This window comes from Rickettsiales bacterium (assembly GCA_029252805.1).
Taxonomy (GTDB): Bacteria; Pseudomonadota; Alphaproteobacteria; order Rickettsiales; family JALZUV01; genus JALZUV01.
Genome location: JAQXAR010000001.1, coordinates 1 through 26,836, shown reverse-complemented (window position 1 = coordinate 26,836; position 26,836 = coordinate 1). Strand labels below are relative to the sequence as shown.

General features: G+C 47.9%; 24 protein-coding genes, 1 rRNA gene and 1 pseudogene. 11 read left to right on the top strand and 15 right to left on the bottom strand.

Annotation, left to right across the window (positions count from 1 at the left end; translation table 11 throughout):
* Positions 1–46 precede the first annotated feature (46 nt).
* The 5 genes from P8P30_00130 to P8P30_00110 form a co-directional block, all read right to left on the bottom strand.
* Positions 47–703 (bottom strand): exopolysaccharide biosynthesis protein, encoded by a 657-nt coding sequence (locus P8P30_00130; protein MDG1285953.1) that lies wholly within the window; start codon positions 701–703, stop codon positions 47–49.
* 26 nt (positions 704–729) lie between these two features.
* The gene (locus P8P30_00125; GenBank protein ID MDG1285952.1) at positions 730–1,617 is read right to left on the bottom strand and encodes a hypothetical protein; all 888 of its coding nucleotides are present in this window, start codon (positions 1,615–1,617) and stop codon (positions 730–732) included.
* 3 nt (positions 1,618–1,620) lie between these two features.
* Positions 1,621–2,451 carry an OmpA family protein gene (locus tag P8P30_00120; GenBank protein MDG1285951.1) on the bottom strand — a complete coding sequence of 277 codons (831 nt, stop codon included), beginning with the start codon at positions 2,449–2,451 and terminating at the stop codon, positions 1,621–1,623.
* A 136-nt stretch (positions 2,452–2,587) separates the two neighbouring features.
* Complete coding sequence (ilvB, locus tag P8P30_00115) at positions 2,588–4,393, bottom strand: biosynthetic-type acetolactate synthase large subunit (protein MDG1285950.1); 1,806 nt, start codon at positions 4,391–4,393, stop codon at positions 2,588–2,590.
* Between the two features lie 84 nt (positions 4,394–4,477).
* Positions 4,478–4,903 (bottom strand): J domain-containing protein, encoded by a 426-nt coding sequence (locus P8P30_00110; GenBank protein MDG1285949.1) that lies wholly within the window; start codon positions 4,901–4,903, stop codon positions 4,478–4,480.
* A gap of 103 nt (positions 4,904–5,006) precedes the next feature.
* Between P8P30_00110 and P8P30_00105 the strand changes: the two genes are divergently transcribed.
* Genes P8P30_00105 through P8P30_00095 form a run of 3 tightly spaced genes read left to right on the top strand, consistent with a single transcriptional unit; the run spans position 5,007 to position 8,042 of the window.
* The gene (locus P8P30_00105; protein ID MDG1285948.1) at positions 5,007–6,323 is read left to right on the top strand and encodes an O-acetylhomoserine aminocarboxypropyltransferase/cysteine synthase; all 1,317 of its coding nucleotides are present in this window, start codon (positions 5,007–5,009) and stop codon (positions 6,321–6,323) included.
* A gap of 60 nt (positions 6,324–6,383) precedes the next feature.
* Positions 6,384–6,863 carry a hypothetical protein gene (locus tag P8P30_00100; GenBank protein ID MDG1285947.1) on the top strand — a complete coding sequence of 160 codons (480 nt, stop codon included), beginning with the start codon at positions 6,384–6,386 and terminating at the stop codon, positions 6,861–6,863.
* 39 nt (positions 6,864–6,902) lie between these two features.
* Entirely contained in the window at positions 6,903–8,042 is a 1,140-nt protein-coding gene (locus tag P8P30_00095) for an acyltransferase (protein MDG1285946.1), read from the top strand.
* Here P8P30_00095 and P8P30_00090 read toward each other — a convergent pair.
* Together P8P30_00090 and P8P30_00085 are read right to left on the bottom strand one after the other, a co-directional pair.
* Complete coding sequence (locus P8P30_00090; GenBank protein MDG1285945.1) at positions 8,020–9,534, bottom strand: leucyl aminopeptidase; 1,515 nt, start codon at positions 9,532–9,534, stop codon at positions 8,020–8,022. The genes P8P30_00095 and P8P30_00090 overlap by 23 nt on opposite strands.
* A gap of 299 nt (positions 9,535–9,833) precedes the next feature.
* Positions 9,834–10,613, bottom strand: a pseudogene (locus P8P30_00085) (division plane positioning ATPase MipZ).
* A gap of 182 nt (positions 10,614–10,795) precedes the next feature.
* Between P8P30_00085 and P8P30_00080 the strand changes: the two are divergent.
* On the top strand, positions 10,796–11,104 hold the full coding sequence (locus P8P30_00080; GenBank protein MDG1285944.1) for a hypothetical protein: 309 nt from the start codon (positions 10,796–10,798) through the stop codon (positions 11,102–11,104).
* Here the strand turns inward: P8P30_00080 and ribH are convergent, their stop codons facing one another.
* Together ribH and P8P30_00070 are read right to left on the bottom strand one after the other, a co-directional pair.
* Complete coding sequence (gene ribH / locus P8P30_00075) at positions 11,105–11,524, bottom strand: 6,7-dimethyl-8-ribityllumazine synthase (protein MDG1285943.1); 420 nt, start codon at positions 11,522–11,524, stop codon at positions 11,105–11,107.
* Positions 11,525–11,730: 206 nt separating this feature from the next.
* Positions 11,731–12,114 (bottom strand): hypothetical protein, encoded by a 384-nt coding sequence (locus tag P8P30_00070; protein ID MDG1285942.1) that lies wholly within the window; start codon positions 12,112–12,114, stop codon positions 11,731–11,733.
* 3 nt (positions 12,115–12,117) lie between these two features.
* Between P8P30_00070 and P8P30_00065 the strand changes: the two genes are divergently transcribed.
* Both P8P30_00065 and P8P30_00060 read left to right on the top strand, forming a co-directional pair.
* A complete protein-coding gene (locus P8P30_00065) occupies positions 12,118–12,765 on the top strand; it encodes a CoA transferase subunit B (protein MDG1285941.1) in 648 nt (215 codons plus the stop codon).
* Between the two features lie 3 nt (positions 12,766–12,768).
* The gene (locus tag P8P30_00060) at positions 12,769–14,193 is read left to right on the top strand and encodes a fused MFS/spermidine synthase (GenBank protein ID MDG1285940.1); all 1,425 of its coding nucleotides are present in this window, start codon (positions 12,769–12,771) and stop codon (positions 14,191–14,193) included.
* Between the two features lie 54 nt (positions 14,194–14,247).
* On the opposite strand, the gene P8P30_00055 is transcribed toward P8P30_00060, so the two are convergent.
* A complete protein-coding gene (locus P8P30_00055) occupies positions 14,248–14,721 on the bottom strand; it encodes a RidA family protein (protein ID MDG1285939.1) in 474 nt (157 codons plus the stop codon).
* Between the two features lie 194 nt (positions 14,722–14,915).
* On the opposite strand from P8P30_00055, the gene P8P30_00050 reads away from it, so the two are divergent.
* Both P8P30_00050 and P8P30_00045 read left to right on the top strand, forming a co-directional pair.
* Positions 14,916–15,308, top strand: a complete 393-nt coding sequence (locus P8P30_00050) for a TrbC/VirB2 family protein (GenBank protein MDG1285938.1) — start codon at positions 14,916–14,918, stop codon at positions 15,306–15,308.
* 223 nt (positions 15,309–15,531) lie between these two features.
* Positions 15,532–17,235 carry a hypothetical protein gene (locus P8P30_00045; protein MDG1285937.1) on the top strand — a complete coding sequence of 568 codons (1,704 nt, stop codon included), beginning with the start codon at positions 15,532–15,534 and terminating at the stop codon, positions 17,233–17,235.
* On the opposite strand, the gene P8P30_00040 is transcribed toward P8P30_00045, so the two are convergent.
* Positions 17,236–17,943 carry a serine protease gene (locus tag P8P30_00040; GenBank protein ID MDG1285936.1) on the bottom strand — a complete coding sequence of 236 codons (708 nt, stop codon included), beginning with the start codon at positions 17,941–17,943 and terminating at the stop codon, positions 17,236–17,238.
* 309 nt (positions 17,944–18,252) lie between these two features.
* On the opposite strand from P8P30_00040, the gene P8P30_00035 reads away from it, so the two are divergent.
* Positions 18,253–18,444 (top strand): hypothetical protein, encoded by a 192-nt coding sequence (locus tag P8P30_00035; GenBank protein MDG1285935.1) that lies wholly within the window; start codon positions 18,253–18,255, stop codon positions 18,442–18,444.
* On the opposite strand, the gene clpA is transcribed toward P8P30_00035, so the two are convergent.
* The 4 genes from clpA to motA form a co-directional block, all read right to left on the bottom strand.
* On the bottom strand, positions 18,441–20,780 hold the full coding sequence (gene clpA / locus P8P30_00030; GenBank protein ID MDG1285934.1) for an ATP-dependent Clp protease ATP-binding subunit ClpA: 2,340 nt from the start codon (positions 20,778–20,780) through the stop codon (positions 18,441–18,443). The two genes, P8P30_00035 and clpA, sit on opposite strands and share 4 nt — an antisense overlap.
* 109 nt (positions 20,781–20,889) lie before the next feature.
* Positions 20,890–21,249, bottom strand: a complete 360-nt coding sequence (gene clpS, locus P8P30_00025) for an ATP-dependent Clp protease adapter ClpS (GenBank protein ID MDG1285933.1) — start codon at positions 21,247–21,249, stop codon at positions 20,890–20,892.
* Positions 21,250–21,295: 46 nt separating this feature from the next.
* Positions 21,296–22,348 (bottom strand): flagellar motor protein MotB, encoded by a 1,053-nt coding sequence (locus P8P30_00020; protein MDG1285932.1) that lies wholly within the window; start codon positions 22,346–22,348, stop codon positions 21,296–21,298.
* A gap of 12 nt (positions 22,349–22,360) precedes the next feature.
* Positions 22,361–23,218: a flagellar motor stator protein MotA gene (motA, locus tag P8P30_00015; GenBank protein ID MDG1285931.1), complete on the bottom strand. Its 858-nt coding sequence runs from the start codon at positions 23,216–23,218 to the stop codon at positions 22,361–22,363.
* Positions 23,219–23,667: 449 nt separating this feature from the next.
* On the opposite strand from motA, the gene P8P30_00010 reads away from it, so the two are divergent.
* Entirely contained in the window at positions 23,668–24,066 is a 399-nt protein-coding gene (locus tag P8P30_00010; protein MDG1285930.1) for a hypothetical protein, read from the top strand.
* A 680-nt stretch (positions 24,067–24,746) separates the two neighbouring features.
* Positions 24,747–26,836 (top strand): 23S ribosomal RNA (locus P8P30_00005); the annotation flags it as partial.

The window sequence follows — 26,836 nt, the reverse complement described above, 5'->3', positions numbered from 1 at the left end:
CTGTGCTTGTGGAGAAGGTTTCCTACCCCTCTGTTTTCTGGGCTTCTTAAAGGCTGCTGGATAAAAAGGGGAAAAGAGCGGTGATGGCTTCTACGCCGAGCATTAGCAGTAAGGTCGTGAAAGTGACCCCGATAAAGCCAATAATGGCACCGATACTGACGATAACTCCGTCACGTCCGAGCATGCCAAGTGCCATAACGAGTGTCCCAAGACCGGGTAAGAAATTGGTCATAGGCAGCGGTACAGCAATAGAAATGGCGAAAATAAGCCATAAAAAACCAACGATGCGTTCGCCCGTTTTGCTATTGGTAAAGCTAAAACGTGGGTGCAAAAATTTCTCTACCCATCTTAGGCGTGGGGCGGCGATGCGTACTACCTTATCGATCGTAGTTTGTTCTAAGGACTTGCCGCGTAACCATCGAGGCATCCAGGGAGTATTCTTACCCCAGAGCATCTGCACGGCAATGAAAAATAAGGGAATCGAGAAAAGGGTGGAGCCGCCCGGTGGGATAGGCACTGGCACACAGTTAGGCAGCACGAGCACTAACATCAGTACGGCAAATCCACGATGACGCAGCCCATGCAGTAATTGACTGACCGTAACGCGATTCGAATTACGGTAATGGTCGGCCATTTTCTCTAGCGTCTGCGAGACAGGCTCGGAAGTATTCGTGCTTTCAAATGGATTCGGGTCTTCGGACATGATGGAGTAGTAGCGATCTTTCGAGGTTACAGCAAGAGTGCTAAGGTGGTTAGTAGCACTATCAGGCTGCAGTGACTGATGGTGAGGAGCCAGGTCCAGCGTTTCATGTCCGGTTCTTGCAAGCGTGCGATGCCGTTACCGAGCCACTCTCTGCCGAATAGGTCAAGGTAATAGCTGCTGGGTCCGCCAAGGCTTAAGTGTAGTGCTTCGGAGATCGTGGCCATCACTGCTATGTGTGGGGTTAGCATTTTCTCAAACCCTAAGCGCATTGCGGCAAGCGGTTTGCCTTTGCTGGTGAAGAAGGAGGCGAGGCTGATAATGCCGATGCCCAACAAACCTGCCGGAAAGAGTAGGAGTTTTGTGGTGCGGCGAATGGAATAACCAAAGCCAGTTTGAATATTCATGACAGCCTTTCGCACTCCTAGCAGAGTGATCATCATGAAGATACCGGGCCATCCCAATAAAAGCCAGCCTGTTAAAGGAGCTAAGACATGCTGTAGGAGAGTAACTCCTCCTGATTCAATTCCAGTGCGGAAGGTGGTAGCTGCCTCTTTCTTTTTAGGTACCGGCGCGTTGGGGAGGGCGAGGAAGATGAGTGCGAGCAGGATTGTTTCCAGATAATCATTGTGCAGTTCAACCAATATCTTTTCCATGAGCATTCCAAACAGAAAGGCAAAACTGAGCAGGGTAAAAAGCAAGATGCGCCCCCGTGTACGCAGTGCACCGCTAGAGCGTTCTTGGCGGTTGAGTTTCTGTACAAAGCTGGCGCAGATACGACGCCAAGCGGCGAGCGGCGAGGGAATAGCACGAAGGAGGCGCAATTTTCCGTCTGTGATACGCAGTAGAAGCGCAAAGAAGAGCGCTAGCGCGGCGATAAGGCAGAGGGAGGCAAAACTATAATCGCTGTGTAGCATGCTCTATCCTAAGAAAATCTCAACACGCCGGTTTTTACGCTCGGCCGCATTTTCGCCTTTATCAACGGCTGGATCCGTTTCGCCGAAGGCAAAATATTTGAGAAGTTCAGGCGGAATACCGCCTGCGATGAGTGCCTCTAATACGCTGAGAGCCCGTTTCTCCGAGAGATTCATGTTGTAATTCTCACCACCTTTACTATCTGTATGACCATGAATGAGAATCTCTGTAGGTTCGCTTAACACTACATCGGCAATGACTTGCGTGACGACCTGTTTAGAGGCTTGGTCAAACTGGCTTAAATTATATCCGAAATAGACGAGATAGGCGGTGTTAGCGATACGCTCTTTTTCCACAATTTCCAATTTTGCGAATTCTAGATCATTTAAGGCCTTATCAAAGCGGTTCTGGCAATGCGATATGGCATATTTATTCCAGCCCTCTTCCAGTTCTTCTAACCAGCAATCAAAGGCGAAAGTGGCTTCGGCAGCTTCCTTAGGGAACTGCTCCCGCGTTTTTGCATCGGTCATGCTGAGTAGTTTTTCGCGCGCGGCAGCAAGTTCGGGTTTTAGATCCTGGTCAATGTTCCAGCTGGTGATTTCTTCTGCGGTCACGGTCTGACCATAACCGGCCATCAAGCCTTTCTCAGCGAAATAGCTGGAATCGGTCCAATCATGATTCTTGGCTTCTTTCTCACTAAATGCGAGATAATGCTGGGTGAGGGCAATAGCATAGGGCGTGCCGCTTGGTGTTACGCGGCGTAACTCTTCTAAATTAGCCGTGGTAGCGCAAGAACAGAGCAGTACCAGCAGGCTAAGCGCGTAAAGAATACGCATGATGTCCCCAGTCTTTTTCTTTTATCGTTAGACAAAATAAGACGCGAGCGCAATGAATCAGGCTCAAAGAGTCAGAAAATAAGTCAATAAACTTAGGCCTGTTTCTCTTTAGTCGATAGTTGCGAAGCTCAGAAGCTTAAACTTGGCTTTTATCCAACTCGCCCCACGGCTCATCTGGGCCGAGCAGGAGTTGATTATGAGCGGCACCGGCAGGGATCATTGGATAGACATTTTCGGTCTGATCTACGCGCATATCCACTAACACAGGGCCATCGATGCTTAGCATCTTCTCGATGGTTTCATCGACTTTGCTCGGATCATCGCATTCGAGCGAGGCGATCCCATATGCTTCGGCCAGTTTCTGGAAATCAGGCAGTGACTCCATATAGCTTTCCGAGTGGCGGTCGCCATGGAACATTTCCTGCCACTGGCGCACCATGCCCATATAGCGGTTATTGATGATGAGAATCTTCACCGGTAAACGATATTGCGCTACGGTGGCGAGTTCCTGAATATTCATCATAAAACTGGCCTCACCCGTCACGCAGATAGTGAGTGAGTCTGGATGTGCGACTTGCACGCCCATGGCGGCAGGTAGGCCGTAGCCCATCGTGCCGAGGCCGCCACTGCTCATCCATTTATACGGTTGGTCGAATTTCAGATATTGCGCGGCCCACATTTGGTGTTGGCCAACATCGGTGGTATAATAGGGTGACCGGTCTTTTGCGAGCGTATAGAGGCGCTGCAACGCATATTGTGGTTTGATGATTTCCTCGCCTTGTTCATAGGCGAAGCTTTTGCGTGCACGCCAGAGCTCAATCTCTTTCCACCAGCTATTTAAATCAGCGGAGTTAGGCTTCAGCCCTCTTTCTCGCCACGCTTTGCGCATTTGACGAATCACCGTGCCTGCATCACCAACAATCGGAATATCGACTTCTACGTTTTTGTTGATAGAAGAGGCATCAATATCGACCTGAATCTTTTTCGAATTCGGTGCGAAGCCGTCCAGCTTGCCCGTTACGCGGTCATCAAAGCGTACGCCGATCCCGATCATGACATCGCAGTCATGCATCGCCATATTTGCTTCGAGCGACCCATGCATACCCGGCATCGCTAAAAATTGTTTATCTGTGCCCGGATAGGCGCCCAAACCCATAAAGGTAAGTGTAATTGGGAAGCCGGTTTCTTTCACGAAAAGTTGCAGTTCTTCGCACGCATCCAGACCTGAATTGATCAACCCGCCGCCGACATAAAAAAGCGGCTTTTTCGCGGTTGCAATAAGATCTATCGCTTCATTAATGCGGCTGGCATTGCCAACGGTTTTGGGGTTATAGCGCTCGCGGCGGAATTCATGGCTATGGTCATACTCACCCAGCTCGTTGAGGATATCTTTGGGCACGTCAATCACGACAGGCCCGGGGCGCCCGGTCGTAGCGACATGGAAAGCTTCATGTACGATGGCGGGTAAATCTTCGATGTTTTGCACGAGGTAATTATACTTGGTGCAAGCACGTGTGATACCGGTTGTATCGGCTTCTTGGAATGCATCTGAACCGATCAAATGGCTTGGTACCTGTCCCGTAATGCAAACCATCGGGATAGAATCAAGCATTGCGTCGGTTAGGCCGGTAATGGCATTGGTTGCGCCAGGGCCAGAGGTAACGAGTACTACGCCGGCTTTACCGGTTGAGCGCGCGTAGCCCTCCGCTGCATGAGTCGCTGCTTGTTCGTGGCGTACCAGAATGTGGCGCAAATGATTCTGTTGAAAGATTGCATCATAAAGTGGCAATACTGCACCGCCTGGATAGCCAAAAATCGTATCCGCGCCGCAGTCAATCACCGACTTGATGACGATCTCTGCGCCGGTCATTTTCTGGGTATTTTCTGCCTCACCTGAAGCGATGTCGGTAGTCTCGTTTTTCGTTTTTTTCTGTGCAGTCATGACGTATCCTTACTTAGAGCCAGCATTTATAGCGCAAAATAGTGAGAGATACAACCATGACCAATGCAGCTCTTTCGCACATGTTCAGTGTTCAGGGTTATAATTTTTCTCTAAAAAATCGTAGGCGACGCTCACTTTCTTGAAACGAAGGGTCGATTCTTGACAACCTTGATTGTTATCAGGATGATCTTTCTTTGCTAATTTATAGTACCGTTTCTTGATTTTCTTTAAGCTTGAGGGGTGCTTGAGTCCCAAAACCTGTAATGATTCGGCGAGCTTCGGATCTAAGTTTCCGGAAGAACCGCTAGAGTTCATCGGGTCGTATTGGGCCGAGGAATTGGTCCTGTACCATTTGCCTTTTTGGAAGCTATCATAGGCGCTTGAGTTCTCTTCTTCTGTGCCATGATCAAACCGTCCGCCGCCCATGCGGTAATAGCTGATGACGATAATCGTTAACATTATCGCCATGAACAAATAGGAGGCGAGGACATCTGAGAGCATTTCTTCCATAATCCACCTTTCTAAACGAAACGTTCGGTAAAAGAAATTATCGAATTTATTGCTTTTGCGTGCTGAAGCCTGCATTATCCTTGCAAAATTAAGGAGATCCTTCATGGGAAAAGCGACTGACGATATGAAATTTGCGACCAAAGCCATTCACGGCGGTAACGATACTGATTCTGCTTTTGGCTCCCCGCAAACACCGATTTACCAAAGTGTTTCGTTTGAATTTCCGGATGCACAATCCGCATCAGACCGCTTTAATTTGCGCGAGTTTGGCCAAGTTTACAGTCGCTTAACTAACCCAACGACCGATGCGTTAGAGGCTCGCCTTGCCGCGCTTGATGGCGGTGTAGGTGCCATTGCGGCGGCTTCAGGCCATGCCGCGCAGATGCTTGCCTTCCTGCCAATGGTCTTGCCGGGTGATCATATTGTCGGTTCAAAGCGTCTTTACGGTGGTTCAACCAGCCAGCTTACAAATACCTTCCCGAAGCATTTTAATTGGCAGTCAACGCTGGTTAATCCAGATGATGTCGATAATTTTGAAGCGGCGATTCAGGAAAATACGCGTGCTATCTTCATTGAAGCTTTGGCAAATCCGGGCGGCGTGGTGGTCGATATTGAGAAAGTGGCACGGGTTGCCGAGCGCCATCATATACCGCTTATTGTGGATAACACGCTCGCGACGCCTTACTTGCTACGTCCGTTTGAATGGGGTGCAAATGTCGTGACGTACTCGACGACGAAATACCTGACCGGTAATGGCTCTGCTTTGGGCGGAGCGTTGGTGGATGGGGGTAATTTCGATTGGGGCAAAGATGATCGTTTCCCTGCTTTGACCGAAGGCTGCGACGCATATCACGGTATGAAATTCTTTGAGACATTTGGCAAAATGGCGTTATTTGTTCACGCAAAAGGCGTTGGCCTGCGCGATATTGGCGCCTCTCAGCAACCGATGAATGCCTGGTTAACGTTGAATGGTTTAGAAACCTTGCATTTGCGTATGGATCGCCATTGTGAGAATGCGCAGATAGTGTCTGAGTGGCTATCTGCACATGATCAAGTTGATTCAGTGACCTATGCAGGCTTGCCTGATAGCCCGTATCACGAGCTTGCGAAGAAATACACGCCGAAGGGCCCCTCATCGCTCTTTACGTTTGATATTAAAGGAGGCATGGCCGAATCGGCTGAGTTTATTGAGGGCTTGAAGCTCTTTACCTTTGTCGCGAACCTTGGTGATTCACGCAGTCTGCTCATTCACCCTGCAAGCACCACCCACAGCCAGCTCTCACCCGAGCATCGCGTCGTTGCGGGCATTACGGACGGTACCATGCGTATCTCGGTTGGTTTGGAAGATGCGGGCGATCTTATCGCAGATCTGCAGCGCGGCTTCGATGCCATTGGTAGTGGTTTGAAGAAATCTGCCTGACCTTCATCAAACGGTAACATTCGTCTGATATTCTGTGCTTAAGGATACGAGGAGAAGATTATGTTTGGTAATAAAACACAGGTACAAGTTAGAAGCGATAGCGGCCTTTTTGCTGATGCGACGAAGCTAAAGCCACGCAGCATGGCATTGCAGATTTTAAAAGGCGCTGCTCTTGGAGCTGTGGGCTTTGCCATTCCAGGCAAGGGTATCCAAGGTGGAAAGATGTTGTATGACGCGGTTAAGAAGGAGAAGCTCCCTTCCGAAGAGGCCTTTGAGAAACTTGAGAAATTTCCTTTTGTGTCAATTGTTTCAGGCGCCGTACTTGGAGCCATTTACCAATGGGAAAAAACCCGTGTTCACAATAAATGGGTCGATACGGTTGCCTCGCAAGGAAATGCGCTAGAGACAGGCACCCATGCAGAAAGAGCGTCCTCTTCAAGTCAAAAAGAAATCGTGTCTCGTGAAGGTTTAAGCAAAACTGAGCAACTCCAAGAGCAAAAAGTGATGCAAGAAGTCGGTCAAGATCAAAATACCCGATAGCATTTTGCTATTTCCTCTATTTCCTGATAGCTGACTCTTATGAGTCTCGAATCTTCAGCCGTTGCTAGAACGTATTTCCCGCATGTAAATTTACTGCGGGCTTTTGCGGCGCTTTCGGTGCTGGTTTACCATGTGATTGAACATTATAGCTGGGAGACGTTTCCTATAGGTTACGGTCTAGTTTGGTTCAAAGTCGGTTGGATGTCGGTCGATCTGTTCTTCGTGATTAGTGGCTTTGTTATTGCCTGGTCGCTCATTCAACTACATACCCGACATACGCAGTTTAAGCCCTTAGCACGCGAATTTCTTTGGCGCAGAGCAGGTCGGATTGTGCCGCTCTATCTGGTTACATTGCTGGTTTATGCCATCGCCGTACAACCGACTCTGTTTAATTCCTATGTCTGGGTGCATTGGTTGACGCATTTTACCTTCACCCATCCGTTTTTACCGCACACATTTGGTTCGATTAATGGCATTAATTGGTCTGTGGGTATTGAGGTGCATTTCTATCTCTTTGCGCTTATCACGTCGCCTTGGTGGGTGAGGAGAAAGGCTGTGAGCCTATTTCTCGCCGGGGTCGTTGCGGCGTGGAGCTTGCGCGGTATCGCATGGGTCGTGGCAGAGAAATTCGGCCTATCGGGCAGTCAGCTTTTTGGTGTCATGGTGCAAATGCCTATGATGCTTGATGAATTTGCGGCCGGTGCGGCGTTAGCACTCTTGCTGCATCACTACCCATTAGAGAAATGGCCGGGCACGATGCGCCAGCAAGGACTCGTATTATTAGCGGTATTAGTGGCGGTGATGATTGTGGCGTTTCAAACCTACTGGATGGATGCGGGCTATTGGCATAATCCGACAATGGTGATCTTCTGGCGAAGCCTGATCGCGTTGGCTTTTACGCTGCTACTGGCGTTCTTCATCTGGTTGCCGCCGTTGCCAAAACCCAACTTACTCTATCGCGCATTTTCTTATTTAGGCGATATTTCTTACGGTATTTACCTGTGGCATCTGACGGTCATATTACTGCTAAAGCCTTACCTAGAGGCTAACCTAGCCCTATCACTGTGGGTGATTATACCATGCGTGTTAGTGCTCTCAGCCATGAGCTGGCACTTGCTAGAAAAGCCAATGATTAAATGGAGTAAAGCGAGAAGCCTTACTTCTCGTAATGTTTCGTAATCATATCATTGAGCAGGCGAACGCCGAAACCGGTGGCGCCTTTGGGGCAGGTATCGAAATTCTTGCTCGCCGTTGCAACGCCAGCAATATCCAAATGTGCCCAAGGCAGATCATTCACAAAACGCTCTAAGAACTGCGCTGCAGTGATAGAGCCACCCCAGCGACCGGAGCTGATATTTTGCATGTCAGCAATTGGTGAGTTGATTAACTCGTCATATTCAGGACCCATTGGGAGGCGCCATAGTTTTTCATTTGTTGCCTCAGATGCCTCTAACAAGTGCTGTGAGAGCTTATCGTTGTTCGAAAAGAGTCCGCCGGTTGTTTCGCCGAGTGCAACCAGAATGGCACCTGTAAGTGTCGCCAGATTCACCATGAATTGGGGTTTATATTTATCTTGGGTGTACCAGAGGCAATCAGCGAGCACGAGACGGCCTTCCGCATCGGTGTTGAGGATCTCAATGGTTTTACCTGAAAGCGAGGTCACCACATCACCCGGACGACTTGCATTGCCATCTGGCATATTCTCAACTAGGCCAACCACGCCGACCACATTGGCTTTGGCCTTACGTTTGGCAAGTGCCATCATGAGGCCGACTACGGTGCCGGAGCCGCCCATATCCATTTTCATTTCTTCCATACCGTTGGAAGGCTTGATGCTGATGCCGCCGGTATCGAAGGTCACGCCTTTACCGACAAAAGCGATCGGCTGGTCTTTTTTCTTGCCGCCGTCCCACTTCATGATGACCATTTTAGATTCTTTTCGTGAGCCTTGGCCAACGCTTAGTAAAGACCCACAGCCTAACTTAGTCATTTCTTTCTCGCCAAGAACTTCGATCTTTACGCCTAAAGGAGCGAGCGTTTTTTCGATAAGCTTCGCATAGCTTTCCGGTTCGATGACATTGCCCGGCTCATTGACGAGATCGCGAGTGAAAAACGTGCCATCAAGCACCTTATCTTGGATGCCGTAAGCGATTTCTGCTTCGCGTGAATCATTGGTCGCGATGGTTATACTTGTTAGGCTGGGCTTATCAGCAGGTTTGAGTTTGGTTTTATACTTATCAAAACGGTATGATTTTAGTTTAAAACCGATTGCAAGATGCGTCGCTGCCTCTGCTTGGGATAGCTTGCAGCCTTTTATTTCAGGGCAGAGGGCGTTGGCTTGTTTAATGCCAAGCTGGTTTAACTCGCCAATAAGCGCGCCGCCAATTTGTTCCAGACACGCGCTGCCGAGCTCTTTTCCTTTACCGGTGCCGATAAGGATGAGCTGCTCATACTGTAGGCCTTCCGGGGCGAGGATCGTAAGAATTTGTTTCTTTTTCGCTTCAAAGCGGCTGCTTGCGATAGATTTTTTGATCTTACCGTAAGCGTCGCGGTCAATATCATTGACCCACTTTGGTAAAGTGCGGCCTTCTGGAACGAGTAGAACAAGAGCTCCACGAGCGGTTTTAGCAGCGGGTTTGAAACGTGAAATTTGAGCAAAAGAAATTTTCATGAGCGAAGGCCTCATCCATTAGTAGTTTAAAGATACAATTACCCTAGCGCTCGTTAAAGCGAAGGCAAGCGAATTAGGTGAGAATGAGCCTAAGAGGCGGCCGCAACTTCTTTTTCCTGCTTGAATGTAGCAGGACTAAGTTTTTCAGTGGGTTTCGCTGCCGACTTCTTGGCTGCTGCCTTGGTTTTTGTCGCATCGTCATTGGCTGACTTTTTAGCGGTTTTCTTGGCAGTGGCTGGCTTTTTCGCGTCTTTCTTCTCAGGCTTGGTGCGAAGCTCGCTGATACGGTCATCGATCTTCTCGATTTTGAGAGTCTTGAGCAAATCACGCACTTCCTGTCGTGCCGTAATATGCGACATAGAGACATTCACATTGTTGCTCACATCCATGATATCGAGCACCGTTAGGCCTTGCAGGAATAGCTCACGGTAAATGACACGTTCACTAAAGCCCGGTGCTACACGGAAACCGATACGGCGTGAAAGCTCGGTTAGAACCTGATTCATGTAGCGTTTATTGCGTGCATCAATGGTCGTGAGGCGGTTACGCATAACGATCCATTCAATGCTGCCACCATCGCGTTTTGCGCGGCAGAGCTTTTGTTCCCACACCATTTCAGAATAGATAGACGGGCGAATCACACGCATCGTGGCGCCATCAACGGTTGCCAAAACATCCAGATCAACGAAGCTATCATTGATCGGTGTAATCACAGTATCGGCATAAGAATGCGCGAGGCGTGAAAGGTAGGTATCGTTACCCGGGCTGTCGATCACGACAAAGTCATTCTCTTCCATCAAACGGCTAATGCCATCCGTGAAGCGTTCATTTTCGTCTGATTGCGCGTCATCCACAATGTTGAATGGGCTTTTCTGAATCACCAAATGGCTAGATTCAGGCAGCGTCACATCTTGTTTGCGGATGGTGTGTTTGCGATTTTCCATATAGCGCGAGAGGGTGCGTTGGCGAGAATCGATATCGATCGTTCCCACTTTAAAGCCGAGGCGCAATAATGCCACAATCAGGTGCATGGTAGTGGTCGTTTTACCTGAACCACCTTTTTCATTGCCCGTCACAATTACATGAGCGCGTTTTTTGTTTAATGCTGGGCCAGGTGCGGCTTTGGCTTCCGTTTCGGTCGCCTTTTTGGAGCTAAATAGTTGCATGTTCCCTCGTCTATTTGTCTGTATGTTTTTTTATTATTAGACAGAGCCGAAAGTTACGCTATTTTGCTCAACGAGTAAAGCAATTGAGAGAAAAAATGTCTGACGGTGCACCTAAGGTATTGAAAGTAACAGTTATATCTGTTGGAATTATGTTAATTGGCGGCTTTTTATGGGTCGGAGCCGTCGTGGCGAAGCGTGCAAGCGAGAGTGCGGTAGCCATTACGCAGAGCCCCACTCGCGCCGTCACGGTAAATATAAGTGACTGCCCAGAGGTGACGCTGCCACGTCCTTCCGGTGCTAAAATTGCGTTTAATTCTGGCGAATGGCATGTCACCACCTCAAAAGAAATCCGCCGCTACAGCGAATGCGGCGAGTTACTGCAAAAAGTTTTGATTAAGCGATAGTTAGATTTTGGATTTTAACTCATAAAGGCTGATGGCAGCATTTGCGGCATCGGCGCCTTTATTTTTTTCATGTATATTGGCGCGGGTCCAGGCTTGGTCGCGAGTTTCAACGGTGAGGATGCCGTTGCCCATAGGCGCTTGATGTTCTAGTGCCATGTCCATAAGGGCGCGGCTGCTTTCGCCAGCGACCACATCATAATGCGCGGTTTCGCCGCGAATGACGGTACCAAGTGCGATATAGCCCGCATAGTTGCCGCTTTCGATGCCATAGCGAATGGCTTGCGGTATCTCTAACGCGCCGGGCACTTCCACCGCTTCAGCTTCATGTCCAGATGTTTCCAAAGCCGCTTTTGCGCCTTTGAGAAGTTCATCTGCCAAATCGCGGTAAAAATTGCCGCTTACAATCAAAAATTTTGCCATGGGTTCTTTTCATATAAGTTTGCCAAAGAGTCAAACTTATATGGCGTTCATGCGCCAGGCAGGCTTACGCCAGAAATCTGGCGGGCTCGCCTTGTTCGCCTATCCTTGGGATAGTGGGGTATGTCATGCTGAGCTTGTTTCAGTATCCATTGCACGACTGGGCGTGATGTTGATAAATGGACGTGCAAATAAATTCAGGTTGATCATTACCTTTTCCCTTTCCAAGTCCCGGATTTCCGCTCGGCACGCCATTGCAGGCTTTGTTCATTCAGTGGCTCTAGGGGGCGGGCGCCGGTTACCATATCTTGCGCGAGATAGACGGCTTTGCGCAATTGTGCCTCGGACATATTCATAATTGCCGGTTCTTTGAGTTTATCATACCACACGCATTTGCATACATGATCGAGGATAATGCGCTGGAAAGCTTCGGTTTCCTGAACCTCCCATCCGCGCTGAGTCGCTATCTCCGGCAGATCCTCACCGGTGGCTTGCCAGTAGCGTTTGCGCAAAGACTCTAGGCGCATCTGCTTATTCTCGCGCCGGCGTGTCGCTTTCTCATTGTCAGTCAAACTCATAACAGCTAAACTCATAGCATGGCTTGGACACGTGAACAAATGGCACAGCGCGCAGCCGAAGAATTGCGCGATGGTTTTTATGTAAATCTAGGGATTGGTATGCCGACTTTGGTTGCCAATTACATCCCGCACGGCATTAGTGTCACGTTGCATTCAGAAAATGGTATGCTGGGTATGGGGCCTTTTCCCTATTCAGATCAAGTGGATGCGGATTTGATCAATGCCGGTAAGCAAACGATTTCAGAATTACCGGAATCGGTCTATTTTGATTCTGCGGAATCTTTTGCGATGATTCGCGGCGGTCATATTGATTTGACTATCTTAGGTGCATTGGAGGTCGCGCAAAATGGCGATCTCGCTAATTGGATGATTCCGGGCAAGATGGTCAAAGGCATGGGTGGCGCGATGGATTTGGTCGCCGGTGTGAAAAAAATTGTTGTGTTGATGGATCACAATGCCAAAGACGGTTCGCCGAAATTGGTGAAAGAATGCAATCTGCCGCTGACGGGCACTCAGGTGGTGGATATGATCATCACCGATATGGGCGTATTTGATGTTGTGGATGGCAAACTGCGCTTGGTCGAATTGGCAGAAGGCGTGAGTGAAGCTGAAATCCGCGCATGTACGCAAGCTGATTATACGAAAGCGCTCTCCGAAGCGGCTTAATTGATGAATAAAAATCAGTTGCTATTTTTGACGATATTGCTGGAAGGCTATGTTGTTCTTGCTTGTGAGCTAATCGCCATTCGTACCCTCGTGCCTTTTGTCGGCAGTGGTACGGAAGTGATTGCGATCGTGATTAGTGCTGTTTTACTGCCGCTGGCGGTTGGATATCATGCTGGCGGACAGCGCTTTCAGGCAGAGCAACGCAAGCGTAAAGGGAAAGTGGTCTCTATTCGCAAGATTTTGCTGAAAAATTTGCTCAGTGCGATGATTCCGCTCGCATTTGGTCTTTCTTATCTATGCCAAGAGCTGTTCTTTGGGTTATTGAATGGTTTGGGTATCATCCATCATATTCCGCAAACCGCGATATTCTGTTTTATTTTCCTTGTCTATCCTGTCTTTTTACTGGCTCAAACAATCCCGCTGCTTAGCAATTACTTCTCTCGCGAGCATTTGAGCGCCATTACCGGTAAGATGTTGTTCTTCTCGACGATGGGTAGTTTTGCGGGCTCTGTCTTTTCGACCATTGTATTGATGATGACGATCGGCGTGCACTATACGCTGGTCTTTACGATTGGGCTTTTAGTGCTGATTGTCTTTATGTTGACGCGCCGTTGGAAAGATTTTGATAATGTGATCGCGCTCTTCATGTTTGGGTTCGTATTTTTGCTGAATAACGACGCGTTGCTGGCGAAGTTGGGGGTGGTTGAGAATAATCAATATAGTATTGTGAAAATTCATTCTGATCCAAAAAATGAGCGAGTGGTCATGGAGATTAATCGCTCTATGTCGTCAATTTACGCAGAAAATCCTGATAACCGATTCGGATATATAAGCTTTATTGAAGAAACCATTGCGGCTCCTGCAATTAAGGCCGGGATACCGAAGAAAATCCTCGTTATCGGTGCGGGCGGTTTTACTTTGGGTGTGGATGATGATTTCAACGAATATACTTATGTCGATATTGACGCCTCGCTCAAAGAGACGGCTGAGAAGCATTTATTGCCGAAACCTCTAGGCAAGAATAAGAGTTTTGCACCCATGTCAGCGCGTGCATTTTTGGTGCGTGACGATCAGACATATGATGCTATCATTTTGGATGCTTATACGAACATTCGTACGGTGCCGGCTGAAGTGGTGACCTATGAGTTTTTATCGGAAGCGAAGAAGCATCTGAAAGATAACGGTGTTTTGATGAGTAATGTGATTAGCTCGCCCGCTTTTGAAGATCTTTTCACCGTGCGTTACAATAATACATTTCGCCGAGTCTTTCCGTATTTCACCGTTCAACTTATGAATCCGATAGATACATGGAAGGAAGGGAAAATGGAGTTAGATAATATTCTGTATATTTATCACCACCGTACTGAATTTCATGAGGATCAGATGATTTATACGGATAATCTCAATAGTTATTCGTTGGATAGGTAAATAAAAACCCCCATGTTAACGAGGGTTTTTAGTGTTTTTGAATATCGGTTTGTTTTAGTTCTCAATAATGAAGGTGCCGTCCACTTCAACGGCGACGCCAAAAGGAAGTTGCGCTGTATTGACAGCAAAGCGTGCGTGGGCACCGACTTCGTCACCAAAGATCTCTTTAAAGAGGTTCGAGACGCCATTTGCAACGGCAGGAGCATCGGTGAAATCTTCAGTAGAATGTACAAAGATACCAAGGCGGAGGGTTTTCTTCACCTTATTAAGGTCCCCACCACAGGCCGCGCGCAATTGAGATAGGATGTTTAGCCCGCAAATACGTGCGCATTCCTGACCTTCTTCGATCGAAAAGTCTTTGCCAAGTTTACCCACAAACTGCAATTCGCCATTTTGCATTGGTAACTGGCCAGAAATGGTGACCATGCCATTATGTTCTGTATATGGCACATAAGCCGCGCCGGGCGCGCTTTTAGCTTCGGGAATAGTAATTCCGAGGGATTCGATTTTAGCCGTCGCTGCAGACATGTTATTCTCCATCTTAGTTTAGTATTAACGATTTATTATGCTTTTAGCATTAGGTTAGGTGGATACAAACGGTAAAATGACAATTTTTAGACAAATGCACCCAATTTAGTGTTTTGTCACGAGGCTGTCACATTGCTGTGCTAAACCTAAAATGTTAAAGCAATTTATTATTATAAGGATGCGAGGAGTAAAAAATGAACTCAAATACACAAACAAACGAAACAGTTGAGCTAATGTGGCGTGGTACGCTTGCAATTGCTGCAGTGGCAGTTTTTGCCATGTTACCATTGGAAGCATTGGCGACCGATATGGGTAAGGGCACAGCGCTTGATAATGTTCTTTGTAACATTGTTAGTTTCTTCACCGGTGCCGTCGGTAAAGGGATCGCGACGATCGCTTTGATCATTATCGGTATTGGTGCACTCATGGGTAAGATCTCATGGGGTATGGCCTTGATCGTAGCGCTCGGTATTGCGCTCGTCTTTGGTGCAACCACACTCGTAGATGCATTGGGTGCTGATAAAGCCTCAATTGGTTCTACTGGTGGCTGTGCAACAGGCAGTTACAAAATTACGGGTGTTAACTAAAAAAACACTCAAACCAAAACAGGAAAGCCCGCCCTTACCGGCGGGCTTTTTTGTTGGGTTGGGTCCCAGTGACCGCTATCACGCTCCTGTTGTGCGCCACGACGATCAAAAAGATTGTCATAAAAGCTTAACACTTTACTTATCCACAGCTGGTATAATTTAGGAATAGAAAGTTATTTATGATGCGAGAAGGTATGTGATGGTAGGAATTGAGACAGTAATAATGGCGGCAGTAGCTGTAACGAACATAGCGCAGCCGGTAGCGAATGAATATGGAGAAGGATCGATCCAGCATCTTTGTGCAGAATATATGATCCTCAAACACTACGACTCAAAACTTGCCGATCAAGTAATGGAAGATCTTATGGAGAAGATGAGGTCTGACGGGGTTGATCCTGCAAACTTGGGACCCTACCAAGCCCAAGTTGCTGCGGTTCTTTTCACGCCCAGCCAATTAAAAGATATAGAGTTAGGAAAGACGACGGGCAAACTGCTGATTGCAGGGATCTCTAACGCTGACAAAGCTGATGTTGCGGCCGCTGCCGAAAAACGCCGTGAAATCAAAACTATTGTCGCCGCTCCGCCTCCGCCTGCGCCTACTCCAACACCCGCTAGCGGCAGCTTGAGTGATATAAGTCCTGAACTGCAAGCATTGATTAAAGTGGCGGAAGACCTCGCTTCGAAAGGGATCCCCGCTGTTGATAAAAGGCATTGGCTTATAAAAGATCCTGCGTGGACGGACGTTCCTATGGGAGTATGTGCGAAGCTTAACGCGGCTCACGATTCTACGGGTAGCAACGATCTTGTCGGATGGTTAGCAAAAGCCGGACAATCTGGCGGCCCCTCGTTTGCACAGCTTGAAAGCTTTGAGGCACGGGCATCCCAACCCGTTGCGCCGGTAGTAACAGGTGCGCCGGGAGGAGTAACAGGCACGAGCGCAGCTGCGCCACCAGCGCCACCACAGCCAGACCCTGCCGATTTTGACGGCAGGCGCATTAAGGGTAATGAGACTGTAGATTTTAATAAAGGCGGCGGTCTATTTAAAAAACCAAATAGAAAAGTGACCTCATGGCTTGTTGAGCAAAATAGCCATGGTAAGGCGTTTGAGCCGGTTATGGATATCAATATTTTTGAGTTTGACGGACCGGTAACAGAGGTGGTGAGAGCTGTTAATGAAAACGGTACCTACACTTTAACTGCGGTGGAGGGGTCTCGGTTCATATCAAGCCTGAAAGTTAGCAACGGAAGAACCACGAACTATACAAGAAATGAACAGGGTGGCCGAAATCAGCATGTAAATGGGACAGAAATTGCACGAGGTTGGGGGCAGGCGCTTATCGACGTTCTAACACGTAGAAAGACCATAGATGCGGCAGCGGAACATGCTGGCCGAACGACGGTTGATGAAAGTGCTGGCGCGGTTGGTGAATTCTTCAAGCAAGATGACTGGCGAAAATTTACGACGCAAGTAAATGAAAAAAGTTTTGATGGTACGCTTTTTAAGTATGGCGGGGGCCCTATTCGTATCATATCGGAGGAAGAGTTTTATGCGAAATATCCTAAGGGGTACACCAATGTAGATGTGCCGTCGAAGCTGGATCATATGCTTCGAAAAAGCGGTACGGTCCCCTCTAATCTAATAGGCGGCGATTTATTAAACCAAGCGCAATATGCTGGGGTACAGGTTCAGCCAGATCTTGATGGCGGTAATCCCGAGGTAAAGCCTAAAGAGAAATTTACCGATAAAATCATGCGTCAAATGCGTGAAAAGAACCGTGCCAAAACGCAGGGCAGAGACGCGGTCGTGAGTGCCGAAGATCAAGTCCGTGCTATTTTAGACGGAGGCGGTGTAGGAAAATCCGGTAATCATGCAGCTGAACACGACCCTGCCACTCGAAAAGATAGTCCCACTGAGCGTACCGTTTAATCACTCCACGCAGTGAATATTGACGATCATCTCAGAGGCCATGCGTTCTAAATAGCCTTGGCCATGCTGTAGGGCTGAATGCATGGTGACGGTATAGACATTCTCACCCTCTAAAAAATTCCATAAATGCGGTAGGCTGATCGCGAGATCGCTACTGCCCACATTCTCAACCCGTCCGCTAATGAGGTTGGTGCGTGTTAGTTGGGCTTTTCCCATGACCACGCCGATAACATTGCCGCTTTTATCCAATAAAGGGCCGCCGCTATTGCCATGGCGTGCCGAATCTTCAAATTGCACCCATTTATCGCCGCCCATCGGGTCGATGGTATCTTTCACTTTAGAGTGGCTGACCTTGTAAATGCCGGTCTGCCCGTGTTTTTCCGGATAGCCAATCACGAGTAGCTTTTCGCCCTTGCGAATTGGAATCCCCTTTTCGCGAATCGGCGCGACGCGTGGTGGGATAGTTGTTGTTTTTAAGAGCGCGAGATCAATATCCGCATCAATCTTGATCACTTTTGCCTCGGTTGGGGCGACGGCTCCACGGATACGTACCGTATCGCAGCCCTTCACCACATGTTCATTTGTAATAATATGCCCGGCCTTGCTAATAAAAAACCCTGTGCCCGACTTCACATATTCTGCGTTAGCAGGGGCGAGGGGGCATAGGAGGAGCCCAGCGACTAAAAGAGTCATTTTCATTTCATTCATAGCATTAGCATATCAGATGAATTTAAAGATTGTGTGAAGGTGAGGAGAATTATTCGGTGGGGTGACAACCTTTATGGCTTTTGTTATTCTGTCGCCAAGCTAGTTCGCTGGCCCGGGGCTTCAAAACCTCTCGCGGACCGATAGTGAACGCTATCGTTTCAAACGTTCATCTCGACTGGGTCGGGGTGGCGACGTTATAAAATAGGCTCACGCCGAAGGCGTTGCGGTCATGTTCGCGTGATTTTTGAACACCCCGGCACTCGTGGAAACACGGGTGCCGCTTTGTTTAAACGAGCGTAGGAGCGTCGTATGATGCCATTAGAAACCTTGATACAAGCGGTTGGTCGCGAATATAAACGCGAACAGCGCCCCATCTATATTTGGATTCATTTCGATAATCAGCCCATCAGCTGGGCCTTATCAACCGATCGCAAAGCCCATATCGCCCCGCCTGACTTTATCTATAACGGACCAGACTGGCTACGACAGGTGAATTCCTAAGCGTCCGCTTCTACTTTGCGGGGTTTGCGCTTTTTGGGTTCGGGCTTGTCGAAATCGAAGGTGAGTTCGTCTTTCTTCAATACCACGGTTACCGTACCGCCTTTGGTCAACTTGCCGAATAACACTTCATCTGCCAATGGTTTCTTGATTTTCTCGGTAATGAGGCGAGATAGCGGGCGAGCGCCGTTCTTGCGGTCATAGCCTTTTTCAGATAACCAGTCGCGGGCATCGTCAGAAAGGATAATCTGTACGTTACGCTCTTGCAGCTGACCTTCAAGTTTGGCGATGAATTTATCGACGACATGGCTCACCACTTCGCTATCGAGGTGAGTGAAGGGCACGATCGCATCCAAACGGTTACGGAATTCCGGTGTGAAGAGGCGGTTGACCGCTTCGGTATCTTCACCGGTTCGTGCTTCACGGTTAAAGCCAATTGGGGCGCGTTCCATATCTGCCGCCCCGGCATTACTGGTCATAATGATGATCGCATTGCGGAAATCGACGGTTTTGCCGTTATTATCGGTGAGTTTACCGTAATCCATCACTTGCAGCAGGATATTGTAAACATCCTGATGCGCTTTTTCGATTTCATCGAGAAGGATGACGCAATAGGGGTTTTTATCGACCGCATCGGTTAAAACGCCGCCTTGTTCATACCCGACATAGCCTGGAGGGGCGCCGATAAGGCGAGAGATCGCATGTTTTTCCATATATTCTGACATGTCGATACGGGTTAGTTCCATGCCCATCGCTTTGGAAAGTTGCAAGGCAACTTCGGTTTTACCCACACCGGTCGGGCCGGTGAAGAGGTAGTTGCCGATAGGTTTCTCAGGTTCACGTAAGCCCGCACGCGACATTTTCACGGCAGAAGCGAGTTGTTCGATCGCGTCATTCTGGCCGAACACGGTAAGTCTGAGGTTTTGTTCGATATTTTTGAGTTGTTCTGTGTCGTCTGAAGATAAAGACTTACTCGGCATCTTCGCGATTTTTGCGACGATATCTTCGATCTGGCGTAGACCGATCGTTTTGCGACGCTGGCCTTCTGGCAAGAGCATTTGTGCTGCCCCCGCTTCATCCATCACGTCGATCGCTTTATCGGGTAAGTGGCGGTCATGGATATAGCGTGAAGAAAGTTCCACAGACGCTTTGATTGCCGCAGTTGTGAATTTTACCTTATGGTGCTCTTCATAATAAGGTTTCAAGCCACGTAGGATCTTGATGCTATCTTCGATATTTGGCTCAGCCACATCGATTTTCTGGAAACGACGTGCTAGCGCGTGATCTTTTTCGACATGGTTGCGGTATTCTTTGTAAGTGGTTGAACCAACGCACTTAATGGATCCGCGAGCCAAGGCTGGTTTCAGCAAGTTACAAGCATCGAGTGCGCCACCAGAAGTGGAGCCTGCACCCATAATCGTGTGGATTTCGTCAATAAACAGAACCGCACCCGGAAGTTTTTCAATTTCGGTAATGACGGCTTTCATACGTTCTTCAAAGTCACCGCGATAGCGTGTTCCGGCAAGGAGTGAGCCCATGTCCAGTGAGAAGATTACGGCATTTTTCAACACATCAGGCACTTCACCGCGTGTGATACGCAGGGCGAGGCCTTCTGCAATGGCGGTTTTACCGACGCCGGCTTCACCTACATAGAGTGGGTTATTTTTGCTGCGGCGGCAAAGCACTTGAATCGTGCGCTCCACTTCTTTTTCGCGACCAATGAGGATATCGGTTTTGCCCGAGAGTGCCTTCTTATTTAGATCAACGGTATATTGCGCGATGGCTTCTTTGCCATCTTTGGAGCCGCCTTGTGCGTTCGCGCCGAATTCACCTGCGGTTTCTTCTTCGCGGTCTGTGTTTTCGGTTTTATCTTGTTTGGCAGGCGTGCCAACACGCATGAAATCGCCATATTTAACGATACCATGGCTGATATAGTTCACTACATCGAGGCGGTTAATATCTTGTTCTTGCAAGAAGAATACGGCGTGGCTTTCGCGTTCTGAGAAGAGGGCAACGAGCACATTCGCGCCCGTGACCTCGCTTTTACCGGCCGATTGCACATGAATGGCTGCACGATGGATAACACGTTGAAACCCAGCGGTAGGTTTTGCTTCGTCAATACTCTCTATCGCAAGGGCGCTTAGGTCATTTTCAATGAAATCAACCAATGCATCTTGTAGGTCGCCAAGATTCACGCCGCAGCCACGTAAAATGGGCGAGGCGTCTGTATCCTGTGTTAGTCCCAGTAATAGATGCTCCAATGTGGCATATTCATGGCCATAGTCTTTTGCTAGGCCGAGTGTGCGGTGGAGTGTTTGTTCCAGATTTTTAGAAAGCATAATGTCCTCTTGTTTATACCCTTACTTTACCGACAAACTCTTAACATGACGTTAGCAGAAGCTTAAGAAAGGGTTAGGATGCAAAAAAACTGAAATTTTTAAAGGGCAGTTAAGCGTCTTTTTCCATAACGCATTGCAGCGGATGGTCATTTTGGCGAGCGAGGTAGAGGGTTTGATCAACCTTGGTTTCTGCGACATCACGCGTGAATACACCGCATAAACCCGCGCCTTTTTGATGCACCTGCATCATGATACTCGCCGCTTCTTCAGTGGATTTATGATAGATGCTTTCCAAGACCTTCACCACAAAGTCCATGGGGGTGAAATCATCATTTAACAACACCACCTTATAGAAAGAGGGGCGCTGAAGCTTTTGCTTCGGCTTGGCTTCCAACACATCCGTATCGCCCTCGCCAGGCTGTTCGGTAGGCGGGTGCTCTGTTTGTAATGTAAGATCGTTCATCGTCATGAAACCCTATTTACACCTTAAATATGCTTTTGGCAAAAGAAGGGTTTTAGTATTGTGGTTCAGCCTTAATTGGCTCAGCCTGAATGGGGGCAGTTGCTTGCGGCGCCGTGGAGAGGGAAGAGTCCGGTGCAGATAATAGCGAAGTGGATGCCTCTTCTTCACGGATTCTCTGTTGACGTTTTTTCAATGTATTGCTGGCATTTGGCACGGTAAGAAGCGAACGAGGAGCGGTTTGTGCTTGAGGTAATAGTGAAAGATGTGAGCCACGCAGCAGGATGATCTCAATACGGCGGTTAACCGATGAGGTTGGATTATCCGGTAAAACCAGATTACTGGAAGAATAGCCGACGATCTTTTTGACGCGCTCGGCGGTCAGCGCATTACTTTCCAAGAAGCGACGCGCTGATAAGGCCCGGTCTGTCGAAAGTTCCCAGTTTGAGTATTTCTTATTTTTGCCGGAATAAGCGAGCGCATCCGTATGGCCGCTAAGCGAGATATGGTTCGGCAGTTTACGGATAATCGGCGTCATGCTTGTGAGGAGTTTTTTGCCAGCATCGCTAAGCTCGGTGCTGCCAGGTTTAAACATCGTGTATTTATCTGAATCGCGCAGCTCAATCTTGAGGCCCTCTGGACTTTGCTCCATCATGATATTTTCGCTAAAGTCACTTAAGCTAGGGTCTGACTCTACGGCTTGCGCGATTTCCTTTTTCGCATCGTCAAACATCAGGCTTTCTTCATCGCCATCGACGGCAGACTCTTTATCATCATTCGTGATTTCGCCCGCATCCGGTTGTTTAAGCACGAGATTAACTTGGGATGTATCGGTTTTAGAAGTGCCATCTTCAGAGGTGGAGGAGTCCCCGCCATCAAAGCCGATGCCTTGTGAATCTTTTAAGCCAATGGTCGGGGTGAAATATTCTTGCAGGCCTTGTTTCTGTTCTTCAGAGGCGGCCGCGAGTAGCCATAATAATAGGAAAAATGCCATCATTGCGGTTACGAAATCGGCATAGGCGACTTTCCACGCACCCCCGTGGTGGCCACCACTGACCTTCTTGATCTTCTTGATGATGATGATGGGTTGATCGCTCTTGTTAGCCATAATGTGCCCTCGCTATGCAGTTGCTGCTGAGCAAGCATCCTCAACTGTTTTAAAGTCTGGGCGTTCCGCAGGGGGGATTCCATTACGTGCAAATTCGACCGTTACTGCTGGGGCGTTGCCTTTTAAATGCGATAAGATGCCGGCCCGCATACACATGAGATATTGGTGTTCATCATCGAAATATTTACCGAGGAAACTACCAATAGGACTCACGAAACCGTAAGCGATCAAAATACCAAGGAAGGTCCCTACGAGTGCCGCACCAATCAACTTACCAAGAATCTCGGGCGGCTCACTGATACTACCCATCGTAATAATAACACCCAGTACTGCGGCGACAATACCGAGCGCGGGGAAGGCGTCACCTAAGTTAACCCATGCATGAGCGACAACATGATGTTCGTGATGAGCAGCCTCTAAATCCGCATCCATTAGGTCTTCAATTTGATATTGATCTTCCACGCCCATGGTCATGATCCGCAAATAGTCGCAGAAAAAGTGCATTGCATGGTGGTTTTTCACGAAATTAGGATATTGCGAAAAGAGGTTTGAATCTTTAGGTGCTTCAATATGAGACTCAATCTCAAGCATGCCCTTGCTCTTAATGAGTTTGAATACGACATATTGTAGGCAGAGGAGGTCGACATAATCTTGCTTTTTAAAAGGCGAGCCTTTCATGAGGTATTTTAACGCCGCCATAGATTGCTTCAGAACCTTTGGCGGGTTGGAAATCATGAATGAACCAGCGGCGGCCCCACAAATGATTAAGACCTCAGTCGGCTGCCATAAGATAGCGGGATTCCCGCCATGCGCCATATAACCGCCCATGACGCAGGCACAAACGGTAATAAATCCAATAATAAATAGCATCGACGCAATTCCTCTTTCTTAAACTTCAGTTATGACACGATGCGATTCTCATGCCAATATCCATCAACGTGGCAGGCAATGATGAACAAAGCGTTAAAGTTGAAGGGGATTTTCAGTCACAGTGAGAATGCCCGACAGTGCTAAAACCCTAAATGCGAAGGTCTTTGTCGTTTGTCACGAGATTGTCATTAGGCTTAAGCGTCTCGATTTGTTATAATCTACTGATTTTTTGCCCCTTTTACTTTAAAATAACTCCCGTAAAAGCGCTTGAGCCGGTCGGTTACACCTGTTCCTTTAATATTTTAGAAGAAGAGCTCTGTATCTACTGATGATAGCTGCAAAAGATCCCCAGAAGACTAAATGATTTGACGATTATTTTTTGTTTCTTTCTGGGTCGAGAAATTTTTCTCATTCCCCTGCCCAGAAGGCAGACAAAATCAACATTCATCATGGTAAAACAAGTCAAAGAAATCAAACTACAAGTTACAACAAAAGGCAAAAAAACAAAATCAACATTCAAATCTGTGTTGTTGATAGTATGCGCCGTCTTTAGTCTTGTAGGAATTGCAGTCATTTCCTTTCCAGGCACTCAATCTGAGAGCCTGGTGGCAAGGATAAAAAAACCGCTACCCGCACCAGAAACTCAATTTGAGCCTGATGCGCCCATCTTTCGACCGCGCCCTGCAGATTGCAAGAAAGCGGTAGAGGAGTTTGTTAAAAGAATAGAAGTCGTTCTTGGAAACAACCCTTCTCAAAGGGAGATAAGCGATGCTTGGCGAGAAAAAGATTGGCTGTGCGAGTGGTGCGAGGCTGAGCTCGCAGCGAAGGGGTATGATTGCAATCGCTGACGATTTGGTAAAAGGGTAGGAAAGTTGTTTCTTACCCTTTTTTTGCGTTTTAGGGGGGGGGCTTTAAAAAATCGACCCAAAAACCCCCAATTCATCCACAAGCAGATACAAAATGGGGATAAGAAGGCGCTTATCACTGTGATAATTTGTGTAAACTTTAGTGAATCTGGGGGTCTGGAGGGGGCAAAAGAGGTGCTTTACTGTGGAAAAGAGATGTCAGCCTGCATGCTCATGAGATTTAAGTGCACAGCAAATGGCTGGAAAATAGGCATAAAATGGGAACAACGAAAAAAAGATGAAAAAAATTCACTTTAGCCGTTGACGGTTAGAAAAGTCGCGGCTATAACCAGCCTCCCTTCAGCGGGGAAACACTAGAAACGAAGCGCTGAACGGAATGTTATTTGAAATTGTTTATAGGTTATTCTGACATAGTAATATTCATGTTCGGTTTATATCTTGAGGCTGCGGCTGATAGAATACAAAGCGAACTATAAATAGAATATTACAACAACACATGCGGGTGCCACTCAATCGTTATCCCGAGTGGCATTTAAAAAACGCATGAGTTGATGTTGCTAAAAATTTGCTTGATAATTTAACGATATATAGAACAATTTTTGCTCTGTATACGTTGTAATTCAAGTTGTCGTTACGGTTGCCAAAGAGCAACCATAATAAAACTCAAATATGAGAAGGGCATCTGGTGGATGCCTTGGCATATGCAGGCGATGAAAGACGTGATAGGCTGCGATAAGCTTCGGGGAGGTGCCAATACCCTTTGATCCGAAGATTTCTGAATGGGGAAACCCACCCCTTTTGGGGTATCTTACACTGAATAAATAGGTGTAAGAAGCGAACCCGGTGAACTGAAATATCTAAGTAGCCGGAGGAAAGGAAATCACAGAGACTCCCTTAGTAGTGACGAGCGAACAGGGATCAGGCCAGTGGTCATTAAGTAATAACGAGAAGCGTCCTGGAAAGGCGCGCCATAGTGGGTGATAGCCCCGTATCGGTAAAAAGCTTTTTGATCCTTGAGTAGGGCGGGACACGTGTAATCCTGTTCGAATATGGGGCGGCCACGCTCCAAGCCTAAGTACTCGCATATGACCGATAGTGTACCAGTACCGTGAGGGAAAGGTGAAAAGTACCCCGATAAGGGGGGTGAAACAGTTCCTGAAACCGGATGCTTACAAGCTGTGGGAGGAGACTTATGTCTCTGACCGCGTACCTTTTGTATAATGGGTCAACGACTTACTCTGTATAGCAAGCTTAAACCGTTAGGTGTAGGCGCAGCGAAAGCAAGTCTTAATAGGGCGCATGAGTTATACGGAGTAGACTCGAAACCGGGTGATCTAGATATGAGCAGGTTGAAGGTGCAGTAACATGCACTGGAGGACCGAACCCACCTATGTTGAAAAATGGGGGGATGACTTGTGTCTAGGGGTGAAAGGCCAATCAAACTCGGAAATAGCTAGTTCTCCGCGAAAACTATTTAGGTAGTGCGTCGTGTGAATACCATCGGGGGTAGAGCACTGGATAGGCTAGGGGGGCTCACCGCCTTACCAACCCTAACCAAACTCCGAATACCGATGAGTAATGCACGGCAGACACACTGTGGATGCTAACGTCCATAGTGGAAAGGGAAACAACCCAGACCTACAGCTAAGGTCCCCAAATGATCATTAAGTTGGGAAGTATGTGGAACGACCAAAACAACCAGGAGGTTGGCTTAGAAGCAGCCATCCTTTAAAGAAAGCGTAATAGCTCACTGGTCTAATTAAGTTGTTCTGCGACGAAGATGTACCGGGGATTAAATGATCTACCGAAGCTTAGGGTTTACACTTTATTGTGTAAGCGGTAGCGGAGCATTCTGTAAGCCGTCGAAGCCAGTCTGTAAGGAATGGTGGAGGTATCAGAAGAGAGAATGTTGACATGAGTAGCGACAAGGAGAGTGAGAAACTCTCCCGCCGAAATTCTAAGGGTTCCTGCGTTATGCTAATCAGAGCAGGGTTAGTCGGCCCCTAAGGCGAGGGCGAAAGCCGTAGTCGATGGGAAACAGGTTAATATTCCTGTACTTTGTGGTAGTGACGGATCGCGTAAATTGTCTCCCCTAATTGGATTGGTGGAGGCCGTGAAGCGGTTCCAGGAAATAGCTCCACAATTATAAACCGTACCCGAAACCGACACAGGTAGAATGGTAGAGTATACCAAGGCGCTTGAGAGAACGATGTTGAAGGAACTAGGCAAATTACTCCCGTAAGTTCGCGATAAGGGAGCCCCATTCGAAGGCAACTTTGGGTGGGGGGCACAGACCAGGGGGTATCGACTGTTTAGTAAAAACACAGGGCTCTGCTAAGTCTTTAAGACGATGTATAGGGCCTGACGCCTGCCCGGTGCCGGAAGGTTAAAAGGAGGAGTGAGAGCTCTGAATTGAAGCCCCGGTGAACGGCGGCCGTAACTATAACGGTCCTAAGGTAGCGAAATTCCTTGTCGGGTAAGTTCCGACCCGCACGAATGGCGTAACGAATTCCCCACTGTCTCCAACATCGACTCAGCGAAATTGAATTCTCCGTGAAGATGCGGAGTTCCCGCGGTCAGACGGAAAGACCCCGTGCACCTTTACTATAGCTTTACAGTGGCAATAGGATTAATACGTGTAGAATAGGTGGGAGACTTTGAAGCCGGCGCGCCAGCCTCGGTGGAGTCAACTTGTGAAATACCACCCTTATTACTCCTGTTGTCTAACCATGCTCCATGAATCTGGAGCTGG